This is a genomic window from Lysinibacillus sp. FSL K6-1151, assembly GCF_038630755.1.
Lineage (GTDB): Bacteria > Bacillota > Bacilli > Bacillales_A > Planococcaceae > Lysinibacillus > Lysinibacillus fusiformis_D.
Genome location: NZ_CP152040.1, coordinates 1820874 through 1834150, shown reverse-complemented (window position 1 = coordinate 1834150; position 13277 = coordinate 1820874). Strand labels below are relative to the sequence as shown.

Below are 13277 nucleotides of genomic sequence, written 5' to 3'. Positions count from 1 at the left end.
ACATCTTTTTTGCATAATGCATATCCTTGCCTACCTAATCGGACAACAGCATTTCCAACCCTTTAAAATGAATAGAAGCCGCCATACTCCCCTTGGCTACTAATTGTTCTGATACCTTCATTGTTCCTACCAAAAGAATCGCAAGCATCGTCAAGCCAAAAATCAGCATCCCCTTTCCTTCCTTTTTTATCCCTATCAATAATTATCGATAAAAATAAAACCCTCTAATGCTAGAGGGCCTGGCTTTTATTTTAATAATCCTGTCTCTACTAAAAATGCTTTTGCTACGTCTGCTGCGAGCTTTCCTTCCACATTTACTTGATAATTCATTTCTCGCATTTCATCGTCTGTAATGTGGTTTGCTAGTTGATTTAATGCCTTTTCAATCTCTGGATAGTTTGTTAGCGTTTCTTTTCTTAGTAATGGTGCTCCTTGATAGGGTGGAAACAATGCTTGATCGTCCTCCAATACATGTAGCTTGTATTGACGAATTTCACTATCCGTTGAATAGGCATCCAGTAAATTGATATCGCCCGATTGTATCGCCTGATAGCGAAGCTTTGGCTCCATCGTTGCAAGTGTTGGAAACACAATCCCATAACGTTTTTGAATGCCAACATAGCCATCTTCACGGTCATTAAATTCTAATGTAAAGCCTGCCTTCACCTTCTGCTCTATCGCTTGCAGATCAGAAATTTTTTGCAATTGATACGTCTCCGCCAAATCCTGTGATACGGCCAATGCATACGTATTGTTATAGTTCATGGGGCTTAGCATGACCATATCAAATTGCGCCAGCATGCCATCTTTTGCCTGATGGTAGACATCGGCTTGGTTATGATTGATCGCTTCCTCTTTTAAAAATTCCGTAATAGCTGTGCCCGTAAATTCAGGGTAAATATCAATACTCCCCGATTTTAACGCATTGAATACAAACGAGGTTTTACCAAGCCCTGGCTTTAGCTGCACAGTTAAGTCCGTTTCCTGTTCAATCAATAATTTATACATATTGATGAGTATCTCAGGTTCAGAGCCTAGCTTTCCTGCTATCACGATTTCATCTTGTGGTTTATTACTAAATAGCGGGAAGAAAATAATGATGAATGCCGTCAAACTAACGAGACTCAATGTAGTCAATGTTTTTTTAAAGGACAGGGATTCTAATTTTTTGAGCAACACATCAAAAATCAATGCTAACATGGCTGCCGGTATAGCTCCTATTAAAATGAGGGCTGTATTATTACGGTCAATTCCAAGTAAAATGATGTCTCCTAATCCCCCAGCTCCAATTAAAGCAGCTAATGTGGCGGTCCCCACAATTAACACCATCGCTGTTCGAATACCTGCCATCATGACAGGCATGGCCAGTGGTAATTCTACTTTCAATAAACGCTTCGGTCTATTCATCCCCATGGCTAATGCCGCTTCCTTTAATGATGGATCGACTTCATTAATGCCCGTATAGGTGTTTCGCAAAATAGGCAATAGCGCATAGACGACTAACGCAATAATGGCGGGAACTTTCCCAATACCAAATAGAGGTATTAATAAGCCCAGTAAAGCTAAAGAAGGAATCGTTTGCAAAACGGCACTGATGCCGATGATACTTTCAGCTATTTTCTTTTTATTGGTTAAATAGATACCTAGAGGAATGGCAATGAGAACAGCAAAAAATAAAGCGATGAAGGATAGTTGGATATGTTCTAGCAATGCCGCTAGCAGTTGTGCCTTCCGTTCTTGAAACATCTCCATCACATTAGTCATGCGCAAGACCTCTTTCCTTTGAATCCTTTGCTAAATAGTGCAGCATAGAGGCTCTTGTCACCATACCGATGAGCTTGCCATCCTCCTCGACACCTAATAAGTCATGCTGGGCTAGCTTGTCAAAAATTGTCGCAAGCGAAGCATCCACAAGTATCGTATCCTGGAACTCGCTTGTTGTCATGATTGGTTGCATGATGGCATGGATAGTAAACGCATGCTCTACCTGATGCTTGCTACCAATAAACTGTTGTACAAAGTCATTGGCAGGATTTTGTATCAATTCTTGTGGCGTACCTATTTGGACAATTTCGCCATCTTTCATAATACAGAGGCGATCCCCTAACTTCAGTGCCTCCTGCATATCATGTGAGACAAATACAATGGTTTTCCTTATCGTACGTTGCATCTCCAGTAAATCATCCTGGAGTTTTGTACGACTGATGGGGTCTAAGGCACTGAACGGCTCATCCATTAAGATAATCGATGGGTCAGCCGCTAAGGCACGAATAACGCCCACTCTTTGTTGTTCGCCACCTGATAACTCCTGTGGCTTACGCTGGCGATATTTTTCTGGTTCAAGCCCAACCATCTCCAGCAGTTCCTCCACACGCTTTTGAATTTTTGTTTTATGCCAATGTTTCAATTCTGGCACAATCGCAATATTTTCTTCAATCGTCATATGTGGAAACAGGGCGATCTGCTGTAATACATAACCGATACTCCAACGTAACTCATGGATATTATAGTCACTGATTCTTTTACCATTGATCCAAATCGTTCCTTCTGTTAATGGAATTAATCGATTAATCATCTTCAATAAAGTAGTTTTGCCACATCCACTAGGGCCGATAATGACAAAAAATTCACCCTTTTTAATTTCGACATTTAGAGCTTTGACAGCTGTATAATCGTTATCATATTTTTTTGAGACATTGTCAAATGTAATCATCTGTCATCTCCTTTTAAATTTGCGAATGAAATGAGAATAAGTTCACTTCTATATTTCACCAACAACAGTTCTTTCAAACATGTGCAGGTAGGTTTGGCTATTTCATTCTAAATACTTCGCCTTTTGGCACAAACGGTAGCTTGGCCCCTTTTGGCAATACGAAGGCGTGCTCTCTTTTTATGGTTAAACGATCACATTGACCATCCGTAATAATAAGGATAGGACCATCCTTTGGAAAATCCTGCGCTTCTTCTAGTAAACGGACACCAGGCTGTAGCACGGTGCCTCCTCTGCCTCTTACTTTCACTTTAGACAATAGCTCTTCAGGTGCTAGATAGCCTGCATCATAGGCAACGGCATCACAAAATATCACTCGTACAAGGGGAACATCTCTGGCAATACTATAGCTCGCGATTGTGCCGAGTGCTTTTCCTAGTAAGAGACGATCCATAGAGCCTGAGGTATCAATAAGGACTGCGAAAGTACGCCCATCTTCCTCTCCGCTTTGATGAACCCATCTTGGTCTAGCTATATCAGGTGTCGATGCTTGCCTTCTACTTGGACGGGCATATGTTCTCACTTTCTCTATCGGCTGAAACATGCGATCAAACCATTTGGCTAAGGCCACATCCCAAGCAATAGGTGGCTGTGCTAGACTACGAATTTCCTCAATGAGTCCTTGTGGTAAGTATCCTCTCTCCTGTGCCATATGATAGCTTAATCCTTGACTCAATGCTCTTCTATAAAAAGCATCCAAATCCACACCTGCCTTACCTTCCCAAAAGTCTGGTGGATTCGTTTCAATCATATCTACTGTGCCTTGCCCTCGAAAGGTTCTTAATTTGCGATACATCCTGATATCCGTAACAATGCGATCATAAATAGATTCTGCCGAGAGCCCTTTTAAGGCTGGATCATATAGCCCGCCAAATGCTGGCATCTCGCCAATTTTCATATCGATGAGCCAGCCATTGATGACATAATCACAAGCAACATTCCATAGATAGGGATCACGTCCTTGTCTGCGCGTAGCATGGCTTAATCCCGCATGCAGCAGTTCGTGTGCCATTAAAAAGCGCATTTCCTCATCGGTCATGCCTACAGCCGTATTCAAATAAATCTCCTTCGTTTCCACTGCGATGGCGGCAACCGAGATATCCATTCTTGTACAAACAAGTGGGTCTTCAATTATGGTAAAATCCGCAGCTAAAGCACCAAATAAGGGATATGAGCTCATAAACCAAGCCTTTGCGCGTTGTGCTTGTGTTACCCTCGTTGTTCCTCCAAATGTGGTTTCTACCCCACCTGCTACACGAATGGCGCTTTGCACTGCTTTCGATAAACCTTCTGCAAATAACGCAGCGTAATTGCTAACGCCTCTATAAAGAACATTCGTTTTATTTTGTGAAATAATAAAGTCCACTTGTCCTGGCATTGTACTATAGCCTTTCAAATCGTCTGGCACACCTTCGCGTAAAAATCTGTCATACAATTTTTCCTCCGAGCTAAAAGCTTCAAAAAGCGGATTACTCATTTCTTTAGGTGCTTGACCAAATTTTAGCTCTGCTAAAAACTTTGTAATATAGCAGTCACAGGCGATATTCCACAGTTCCTGCTGCTCTTTTGGTTGATGATGTAAGCCAAGGTGTAGCAAACAATGCGCTATGACATAGGCCCATTCGTTGGGCTGTCCTTTTTTATCTTGATTAACACAGATGACACCCGCGCTTGTGACGTAAGCCCAATCCTTTTGTGGCATACTTTCATATTGCATGTACACAGCATGACATAACGCCTCGAACAAGGGATGTGTACAAACAATCTCATGCCCACGCGCGATCGCTTTCTCATTTTTCTGCTCCTGCTGTGATGCTTTCTTTTTTTTGGCCATATGTTAACCGTCCTTTTTAGCTACTAAACGTGGTAAATCCCGAATAACCTCCAGCATAAACCAAGCGGGTAAAGCTTCACCCTTTTGCTCTGACACAACCATCTGTGCAATTTCTAAGCTAATGGACGCTAAGTCCTTGATCAAATCTTTGGCACGAAAGGCTAATTGTCGTTGATTCCCCTTCAATGTCGTATGCTCGTTTGGAAGCTCCTTCAGTAACTGCGCACGGAAGGATTGCGCCATGAAATAAAGCAAATCTCTTTCTTCCGGTCGATCTGGCCAACGCAATTCACCATTGATAATTTTGGCTAGATCATATTTACTTTGCACTTGTTTGATAAAGGCTTTAAATTGACTGGCAATATGTGCAGATAGGCAGCTGCTTGCTAATAGATCGATTGTTTGTTCTGGCAAGCTATTGCCGTATGCATACAAGCAATCACTTAGCATATGCCATGAACGTGGTGTAGAGAATGGTTCCTCTGTTTTCGGCGGTTCGCTCCATAAATGGTCGGGACGCATTTGAATATACTCAATCACATAGGGATGTATTTCATGTGCATAGGCCCATTCAAGCCAATCTTTGTGCGATGCCCTTAGCTGAACATGGACCATACGATTGATTAATGCTGAGGACATCGGTTTAACAATCGCATTATCCTGAGCACGATTGCCTGCGCCAATGACAATCGTGCCCTCTGGCAACGTAAACTCTCCAATTCTGCGTTCATGAATGAGACTATAAAAAGCTTTTTGTACTTCCTGTGAGCAAGCATTTAATTCATCTAAAAAAAGGCAATAAGGCTCATTTCGCGCAATCATTTTGGGTGGACAAAAAACACTGTAGCCATCCTTAATTTGCGGAACGCCAATGATATCCTCGGGTGCTAGCTGACTGCCCAATAACGAAACACAGGGCAAGCCTAATTCGCTAGCAAAATTTTCAACAATCGCTGATTTCCCTATGCCAGGCGCTCCCCAAATAAAGACAGGTCGTATCGTCGCTACATTCAGTAGAAAATCGTATAGTTGTTTTTGTGTAACACTAAAAATCGTATTCAATCAAAACTTCCTTTCAACTAATCATTTTAAAGGTTCATAATACCATTTTCTATTAAATTGTGCTTGTCTCTACCAATCTATGAAATTGACTGCCAATTACTCGCTGTGAGAAGATAAAAAAAATAGCAATAGAGAGGTCGTGACGTATGCACAATGTCTATCAATTCATGGCGATTTCCCAACTAGCTGAAAGATTTCCAGCAGACTCTTGGTGGGCAAAGTTTTACAAGGATTTTAGTGAGGATGATCTAGTAGCGTACTATGAGGGCGATTTGACACTTCCCTCTCTTGATTTGGATTGGGGTATGCCTTTTCCACAGCAAGATAAGACCATTCTTATTTTCATCAATGGCCATTTAACCGTTGACAACCTATACAATTTAGAAACAGATGGTGCAATTGGGCTGATGGTGATGGGCAATTTAATGGCTAAAAATATAGCGGTCGGTGGTCAGGAAATCTATGTACATGGAAATCTGACGGTCGAGAATATTTTATGTGGCTCATACAATCATGGAGAAGCTATTGTTAACGGCAATCTTCAAGCAGCAACATTCGTTCAGGATGACGAGTATCGCATCAATGTAAATGGCCAGAGGTCGCTTCAGTGTATCGTAAATATTTGGCACGGAGACGGTATTTTTCAAGAACTCCCCATTCGTATTCAGGACATATTAATCGATGAAGTATTTTTAGACGAGGATGAAGATGAGGATGAGGTCGGCTTTTCATTCGCTTCACTGGTGCAAATTTTTAAAGAAGGACGTTCCGCACTCACTCATTTTACAAGCGTTCCTCAAAGGACGATAGCATCTTCTGTTTATTTCACGCACCATTCGATTAATGCGGAAAACATACTGAAACTGACTACATGTATTTTGATGACACCAGACAAGCCTTCTTTTGATTTGACGGAACAGGATGTTTATTTCATGATCCAGCGCGCACATACCAATGCTGATGGAGACAAACACAATGATAGTGTTTATATGAAGACTTCTCAGTATCACTATTTTATTTGGCTTAATGAGGATCAATCCGTCTCCCTCTTGAGAAAAACACTAGAGGAAGAAGCTGAATGGTGGGATATTACAGAATCATCGCAGGCGCATTTAGTGGATATTCACGATCACTGGCTCATGCTTTTAACGTGCATCAATGTAGCAGAGCTTTACTTGCATACTATCGAGATACAATATGTACGACAAATTTTCCAGCAGTCAGCAATCCAAGAATTAGAAGAAGACCATGATGGTTTCTGGGATGGTTCCAAATGCTATAGTTTCCGTCAAGCCTATCTGGATGAGGATGGTGATAGGATACATGCTCGCATTGAAATTCAGACGCCTGACGAAGCGTATTATTTTTATACACTTGAAAATCAATCCTATGTTTCCCGTTATTATCAGCCTCCTCATTATTATGGTCTTCAAGAGCTATCTTATTTGAACACTAGACAATGGGAAGCCTCCGAGCAATATTTTGAGAGATTCAAACAATTTATGTCCCAAAATTTTAAAGTATAAGTGAGCAATAACGAGGAACTAATTAGCACTGGTAGCGTTCTATTAATGATGAAATCTATTTATTTAGACTGCTCTTTATTTCTTTTAAACTCTCTGTAATAATGAGAGATAGCTAAACTTTTAATAGAAGGGAGGGAGATGTGGTCACGACCAACATCCAGCTACAATGAAATACGTGCTAAACTTTTTTAAAGGACTTATGATTACCATTGTTGTTATTTGTATTTCGTTTTATATGGTAACACAGTTATTGAATACGACTGACAGAGAAGAGCCTGTCGTCATTGATAATGGCCCAAGTGTGGAGGAGTTTATTGGTGAAATCGCCGAAACTGCTCGGGACCTTGGTGCTGATAATGACCTATACGCATCCGTCATGATTGCCCAAGCGATTCTAGAAAGTGAGCATGGTCAAAGTGGACTAGGTTCTGCACCCAATTATAATTTATTTGGCATGAAAGGCAGCTACCAAAATGATTCCGTAACACTCGAAACATCAGAGGATGATGGTTCTGGTAATCTTTCCACAATCATGGCTGCCTTCCGCAAATACCCTTCCTATGAGGCATCCATGCAAGATTATGTAAAGTTAATGCGTAATGGCGTTTCATGGAACAAGGATTTTTACGCGGGCGTTTTCAAAAGCAACACAAAAGTCTATACAGATGCGACGGCGTTTTTAACAGGCTCCTATGCTACTGATTCATCATACAGTGAAAAATTAAATGCACTAATTGCAAAATATGATCTACAACAATATGACACCCCTGTGAAAGATAAGAAAACGATTACGGTGGCTGATGGGGATTCACTTATGAAGATTGCAGAGGTCTATAATGTAAAGGTGACATCAATTAAACAATGGAATCAGCTGCGATCAGATCGCCTTGAAGCAGGCCAACAACTTAATATCTATCATTATTAATCCAAAACCCTCCGTACTCAGCCAACAAACAAGCGTATGGAGGGTTTCTTATAGTGGACGAAACCCTTTCTTTTGTCAAAACGTCTTTATGTAAAAATACGGAAAGGGTAGACATATCATGACGCGCATACAACTGCTCAGTGTTATCACCGTCAACTTAATCCTTTTGCCAGTCATTCAGCTAAGCTATAACCTATTTTTCATTACGACCATAGCTGAAAGTATGTTTCAACTGTTGCTGTTTCCGCTACTTATCCTTTTGCTAAATTTAGCGCTTTGGTGTTGTCGACTCAAAATAGCATCCTCTATCCATTGGATCTTTATCTATGTCGGTCAAGGAACAGCTTTAGCCTGTTATTTTGTGTTGCATTATTGGCAATTAGAGCCCTATCCAGACATGCCCCCAGGTGAAGCAGCCTTTGATTTATGTATGATTACTTTTTTTATCGGTGTGTGGCAGCTAGTAGCGTTACTGCTTGTGAATGTTAGTACATTAGTTATCACCAAAATTGGGATGTCCTTAAAAAAACTGGATCGAATTAAATCTCACTGTTGATTGGACAGACATGTCATGGATTTTTCTCTTATAAAAACTCAAAGAGAAGCCTAAATATTTGGCTTCTCCTGAAAAAAAGTACCTACTGCTACTATCGTCGTAGCTAAATCCTGTCGAAAGAGCGGATGTTTTTCATCTAGACTATTAATGGTCACTTCATTGCCTCCTAGTGATGAGTGGATATAAAGCTGATCGCCCATATATAAAGCAATATGACCAGGGAAATAGATTAAATCACCCTTTTGCATCTGGTCTTGGTCTATTTTGACAATCGGAAAGCCCTCTACTATTTTGGCATCTCGAAAAATATAAACGCCATTGAACAGATAGGCCATTGAACATAAGCCAGAGCAATCAATCCCTAAAGGCGATTTACCACCCCATCGATAGGGTGCTGTTAAATAGCTAAGTGCCGTTTCCACAACGTTTTCTCGAAACTGTGCCTCCGATAATGCCTGAACTGAAATTTTCGGCTGCAGCCATTTTGTCCGAACATACCCTGTTTGTCCCGATACGAGTTGAATGGCCGACCATTCTTCTGGTACATCCTTTAAAGACATGACTTTGACGAACGAGCCCTTTACAAGCGTGAGTCGTTTGGTACTTTGGATACGTGGTTGCTGCAAAACATCTGCAAAGCTTTGACGAATGACATGCTGTGCTTCCCGTTGCCACGTGGAGGCGATTGCTGCATCTAACAGTAAATCTGTCTTCTGACAATAGCCTTCATAGCGATAGGCTGTTTGGACATATACCCAAGCTTCATTCACCTCTTTGACAATATCTACTGTCATCCCATAAAGTACCTCATCGACTAATTCAGAAGCTGCATCTGGCTTGGCCTGTAAATTGGCAACCATTGCTGTCACGATAGCCTTCATCTGTGTCCCTCCTTTCCCTCCACCAACTGCGCATAAACAACCTTTGATAGACGACCGATTAGTTGGCGAGCCTGCTCATTATCCATCACGTTTGTCATAAAAACACCGATACTATAATCGATTGTGCTACTATAAACAATCCCGACATCATGATCGACCGTATCAAGCCCGCCTGTTTTATGTGCCAGCTTCACATCCTCCACAAGATAACGCTTTAAGGAGTCGTGCACACGCTGACGGCTTAAGATATCAATGACCAGTTGACTGTAAGGGGCTGTTAGTAGCTCTTGCCGATAGATACGCGTAAAAAGATGCGCCATATCCCGTGCTGACGTGCGATTGTCTATGCCCTGAGCTAGCCGTTCTACATCCATCATTTTTCGCTGTAACACCGTGTCCTGTAACCCAATATGCCGAAAATAGTCATTCAAAAAGCTCATCCCTACTTCATCAATTAAGACATTCGTAGCTGTATTATCACTCGTAATAACCATCCATACAAGAAGGTCATATAAAGTGCTTTGGGTAAGCCGTTGCTCACTTATCACGCTAAAACCCACCCAATCGTCTGGTGAAATCGGCAGCGTAGTATCAAGTGATAATTTGTTATGCTCTATATATGAGAGCAAGGCTATTAGAATTGGAACTTTTATGACACTGGCACTAGAAAATGCAGTCTCTAGCTGATGACTCGTAAGCAATTGATTGGTTGTGAGATTATGAACAAATAGATGTACGTTGTAAGGGGATTCCTGAACCATTTTTTCAATAATCTGCTCCATATAATACCTACTCAATCACATGGATTCGCTGGTTGTCCGCATCCATTGAGATCGTTCTTCCTAAAGGCAGCGACATCGTTGGTAAGCAATGACCACATGCCATTTCGGCTATAATTGGCTTACCTAGAGGCACTAGTATTTCTTGGAAAATCATGTGTAGTGATAAGCTATGCTCTGGCCTTTGCAGATTTTCAGGCCCACAATTAGTCCATGCTCCTAACAAAATACCTGCCGCGTCATCGAACTTCCCCGCCAGTTTTAATTGTGTCAACATACGATCGACCCGTTGTTGCGTTTCATCGACATCTTCTAAAAACAGAATTTTACCTCTTGTATCAATTTCATAGGGTGTGCCAAGTGACGCTGTAATCAATGTTAAATTACCACCAATTAGCTGACCTGTAGCATTCCCGCTGACAAGTGTTGACATGGGTTGGTTAGAGGGATTTTCTAAGTAGAACGACGTTTTGTCATTGTCCATAATCTGCTGCCTGAAGGATTGCCATGTGTAGTCGTCCATTTCCTGTCTAATAAATTCCGTGGATGGCATCGGGGTATGATACGTAACAAAGCCACATAGCTGTTGAAAGGCTATATGTAAGGCAGTCACATCACTATAGCCTGCAAATACTTTAGGATTTGCTCGAATCAGCTCAAAATCTAATTGTGCTAAAATCTTCGTCGCCCCATAGCCTCCACGTATACAAAAAATGCCGTCAATGGTCGGATCACCAAACATGCGATGGACATCTGCCGCCCGCACATCATCAGCACCTGCTAAATAACCATGCCTTGCGTGACAGGTCTCCCCAACGACCACCTTGAGCCCTAGCTTCTCAATACTCGCAATAGCAGGCTGCAGCTTTTCTGGTGGTGTTGCCCCAGAAGCACTAATAAGACCAATAGTGTCACCTTTTTTCAATGCCTTTGGACGAATCATGTTTTTCCCTCCATTTTCAGTGAAGTACGATAATGCGTTAGTTCCTCTTCATTGGCCAAAATAAAATGACCTTCCTCTACTTCAACAAATGAAGGAGGATTTTCCTCATAACGATGCTGTGACGGATCATACACTTCAACGATTTTCCCTCGTTCCTTATAGGGATTCGGCTCTGGTACTGCAGATAACAGTGCCTTTGTATAAGGATGCAGCGGATGAGTAAATAGCTTTTCTGTGTCTGCCAGCTCAACCATTTTCCCTTTATAAATGACCGCTGTCCGATCGGTAATAAAACGGACAATTGATAAATCATGGGCAATAAATAAATACGTTAAATGATTACGCTGTTGCAGACTAGCTAATAAATTCAATACTTGTGCTCGGATGGACACATCTAGGGCAGAGATAGGCTCATCTGCAATAATAAACTCGGGGTCCATCACTAAAGCACGAGCAATGCCAATACGCTGCCGTTGTCCTCCTGAAAACTCATGAGGAAAGCGGCTAGAGAACTCTGGCAGCATGCCTACATTTAATAAAGCATTGCGAACCTTTTGCTGACGGTCTGCCTCATCCTTATATTTCTTTGAAGAGTATAATCCTTCGGAAATAATATAATCTACTTTTGCTCGCTCATTGAGGGAGGCCATCGGGTCCTGAAAAATCATTTGGATTTTCTGCGTAATTTCTCTATCCCACTCTTTCGAAATTTTGCCCTGTATACTTTTGCCATGATACAAAATTTGTCCTTCTGTCACCTCATTAATGCGCATAATAGCCCGACCAATCGTTGTTTTCCCAGATCCTGATTCACCTACAATGCCAAATGTTTCACCTTTAAAAATATGAAAGCTGACATCATCAATCGCTGTAAATTTATGTTTCCCTTTACCAAATACGACGGATACATTTTGCACTTCTACTAGCACTTCTTTATCGGTCATTAGCATACTGCCTCCCTTCTACAAAAAATGCTTGTAAAGCGGCTGGCGGCTCTACTTTTGGTGCAAGTGGATCTAATAACCATGTGCGCGCATAGTGGGTGTCACTGACCTGAAAAAAAGGTGGACGCTCTACAAAGTCAATTTTTAATGCATATGGATTGCGTGGTGCAAAGGCATCACCCTTTATTTCCTGAAAAAGATTCGGTGGCGTGCCCTTAATTGAATATAATTGTTCCCCCTTTGAGCCAAGCTGAGGTAAGGAGGAAATGAGTGCCCACGTATAAGGATGCTTACTATTAAAGAAAATTTCATGCGTTTCCCCGACCTCAATGACATCACCCGCATACATCACGGCAATACGATCAGCCACCTTTGCGACAACGCCTAAATCATGCGTAATATAGACAATGGATAAGCCATATTTCTGCTGAAGATTCTTTAATAGTTGTAATATCTGAGCTTGAATGGTCACATCTAAAGCGGTTGTTGGTTCATCACAAATTAAAATATTCGGTTTACAGGCAATCGCAATAGCGATGACAATACGTTGGCGCATGCCTCCCGAAAATTCATGTGGGTATTGCTTATAGCGTTTTTTCACATCTGTAATACCTACATCTGTTAGCAACTTTAATGTTTCTTCATAGGCTTCCTTGCCTCTTAAGCCTTGATGCATGACGACACATTCCTCAATTTGCTTCCCAATGGTTTTGAGCGGATTCAACGATGTCATTGGGTCCTGCGTTACCATCGCAATTTCCTTACCTCGAATACGCAACCATTCTTGCTCTGTCGTAAACTGAGTTACATCCTGTGCATTGTAAATGATTCGTCCTTGCTGAATGCTGCCATTTTTATCTAGCAAGCCCATAATGGATTTCATCAGCACCGATTTTCCCGAACCTGATTCACCAACAATGGCTAAGCTTTCTCCCTTGTAAAGGTCGAGTGAAATATCGCGGATAGCTGTTAAGACACGACCCCGTAGCGTAAACTGAATGACTAAATTTTGTATGACTAATATGCGCGATTTTTTCAATGTCACTTATTTCCTCTC

The 13277-nt window shown here is 41.5% G+C and carries 13 protein-coding genes; 3 read left to right on the top strand and 10 right to left on the bottom strand.

Annotated features, from left to right (window positions below; genetic code table 11):
- Positions 1-34 precede the first annotated feature (34 nt).
- The 5 genes from MHI04_RS08660 to MHI04_RS08640 all read right to left on the bottom strand — a co-directional run bounded on the left by MHI04_RS08660 (position 35) and on the right by MHI04_RS08640 (position 5666).
- The gene (locus MHI04_RS08660; RefSeq protein WP_340810873.1) at positions 35-169 is read right to left on the bottom strand and encodes a hypothetical protein; all 135 of its coding nucleotides are present in this window, start codon (positions 167-169) and stop codon (positions 35-37) included.
- A gap of 77 nt (positions 170-246) precedes the next feature.
- Entirely contained in the window at positions 247-1764 is a 1518-nt protein-coding gene (gene opuFB, locus MHI04_RS08655; protein WP_058844943.1) for an osmoprotectant update ABC transporter permease/substrate-binding subunit OpuFB, read from the bottom strand.
- A complete protein-coding gene (locus tag MHI04_RS08650; protein ID WP_342535527.1) occupies positions 1757-2713 on the bottom strand; it encodes an ABC transporter ATP-binding protein in 957 nt (318 codons plus the stop codon). The genes opuFB and MHI04_RS08650 overlap by 8 nt, the downstream gene beginning before the upstream one ends.
- Before the next feature lie 97 nt (positions 2714-2810).
- Complete coding sequence (locus MHI04_RS08645; RefSeq protein WP_342535526.1) at positions 2811-4604, bottom strand: peptidase; 1794 nt, start codon at positions 4602-4604, stop codon at positions 2811-2813.
- A gap of 3 nt (positions 4605-4607) precedes the next feature.
- On the bottom strand, positions 4608-5666 hold the full coding sequence (locus MHI04_RS08640) for a MoxR family ATPase (protein ID WP_036116864.1): 1059 nt from the start codon (positions 5664-5666) through the stop codon (positions 4608-4610).
- A gap of 146 nt (positions 5667-5812) precedes the next feature.
- On the opposite strand from MHI04_RS08640, the gene MHI04_RS08635 reads away from it, so the two are divergent.
- The 3 genes from MHI04_RS08635 (at position 5813) to MHI04_RS08625 (ending at position 8673) form a co-directional block, all read left to right on the top strand.
- Complete coding sequence (locus MHI04_RS08635; RefSeq protein ID WP_342535525.1) at positions 5813-7192, top strand: hypothetical protein; 1380 nt, start codon at positions 5813-5815, stop codon at positions 7190-7192.
- Positions 7193-7391: 199 nt separating this feature from the next.
- Positions 7392-8117, top strand: coding sequence for a glucosaminidase domain-containing protein (locus tag MHI04_RS08630; protein WP_230593731.1), 726 nt, complete (start codon positions 7392-7394; stop codon positions 8115-8117).
- Positions 8118-8235: 118 nt separating this feature from the next.
- A complete protein-coding gene (locus MHI04_RS08625) occupies positions 8236-8673 on the top strand; it encodes a hypothetical protein (RefSeq protein ID WP_342535524.1) in 438 nt (145 codons plus the stop codon).
- A 50-nt stretch (positions 8674-8723) separates the two neighbouring features.
- Here MHI04_RS08625 and MHI04_RS08620 read toward each other — a convergent pair whose 3' ends face one another.
- From MHI04_RS08620 to MHI04_RS08600, 5 genes are read right to left on the bottom strand one after another with little or no spacing between them, the layout of a single operon-like run.
- Positions 8724-9554 carry an SH3 domain-containing C40 family peptidase gene (locus tag MHI04_RS08620; protein ID WP_058844947.1) on the bottom strand — a complete coding sequence of 277 codons (831 nt, stop codon included), beginning with the start codon at positions 9552-9554 and terminating at the stop codon, positions 8724-8726.
- Complete coding sequence (locus MHI04_RS08615; RefSeq protein ID WP_342535523.1) at positions 9551-10336, bottom strand: serine hydrolase; 786 nt, start codon at positions 10334-10336, stop codon at positions 9551-9553. The genes MHI04_RS08620 and MHI04_RS08615 overlap by 4 nt, the downstream gene beginning before the upstream one ends.
- A 7-nt stretch (positions 10337-10343) precedes the next feature.
- The gene (locus tag MHI04_RS08610) at positions 10344-11276 is read right to left on the bottom strand and encodes an LD-carboxypeptidase (protein ID WP_330494048.1); all 933 of its coding nucleotides are present in this window, start codon (positions 11274-11276) and stop codon (positions 10344-10346) included.
- Positions 11273-12220 (bottom strand): ATP-binding cassette domain-containing protein, encoded by a 948-nt coding sequence (locus MHI04_RS08605; protein WP_342535522.1) that lies wholly within the window; start codon positions 12218-12220, stop codon positions 11273-11275. The genes MHI04_RS08610 and MHI04_RS08605 overlap by 4 nt, the downstream gene beginning before the upstream one ends.
- Positions 12210-13265 carry an ABC transporter ATP-binding protein gene (locus MHI04_RS08600; protein ID WP_141903065.1) on the bottom strand — a complete coding sequence of 352 codons (1056 nt, stop codon included), beginning with the start codon at positions 13263-13265 and terminating at the stop codon, positions 12210-12212. The genes MHI04_RS08605 and MHI04_RS08600 overlap by 11 nt, the downstream gene beginning before the upstream one ends.
- Between the last annotated feature and the right edge of the window lie 12 nt (positions 13266-13277).

Bases quoted from the DNA above. Each gene is read 5' to 3' on its own strand.
- MHI04_RS08660 (WP_340810873.1), bottom strand. From the start codon at position 169: ATGCTGATTTTTGGCTTGACGATGCTTGCGATTCTTTTGGTAGGAACA.
- opuFB (WP_058844943.1), bottom strand. From the start codon at position 1,764: ATGACTAATGTGATGGAGATGTTTCAAGAACGGAAGGCACAACTGCTA.
- MHI04_RS08650 (WP_342535527.1), bottom strand. From the start codon at position 2,713: ATGATTACATTTGACAATGTCTCAAAAAAATATGATAACGATTATACA.
- MHI04_RS08645 (WP_342535526.1), bottom strand. From the start codon at position 4,604: ATGGCCAAAAAAAAGAAAGCATCACAGCAGGAGCAGAAAAATGAGAAA.
- MHI04_RS08635 (WP_342535525.1), top strand. From the start codon at position 5,813: ATGCACAATGTCTATCAATTCATGGCGATTTCCCAACTAGCTGAAAGA.
- MHI04_RS08630 (WP_230593731.1), top strand. From the start codon at position 7,392: ATGATTACCATTGTTGTTATTTGTATTTCGTTTTATATGGTAACACAG.
- MHI04_RS08625 (WP_342535524.1), top strand. From the start codon at position 8,236: ATGACGCGCATACAACTGCTCAGTGTTATCACCGTCAACTTAATCCTT.
- MHI04_RS08620 (WP_058844947.1), bottom strand. From the start codon at position 9,554: ATGAAGGCTATCGTGACAGCAATGGTTGCCAATTTACAGGCCAAGCCA.
- MHI04_RS08615 (WP_342535523.1), bottom strand. From the start codon at position 10,336: ATGGAGCAGATTATTGAAAAAATGGTTCAGGAATCCCCTTACAACGTA.
- MHI04_RS08610 (WP_330494048.1), bottom strand. From the start codon at position 11,276: ATGATTCGTCCAAAGGCATTGAAAAAAGGTGACACTATTGGTCTTATT.
- MHI04_RS08605 (WP_342535522.1), bottom strand. From the start codon at position 12,220: ATGACCGATAAAGAAGTGCTAGTAGAAGTGCAAAATGTATCCGTCGTA.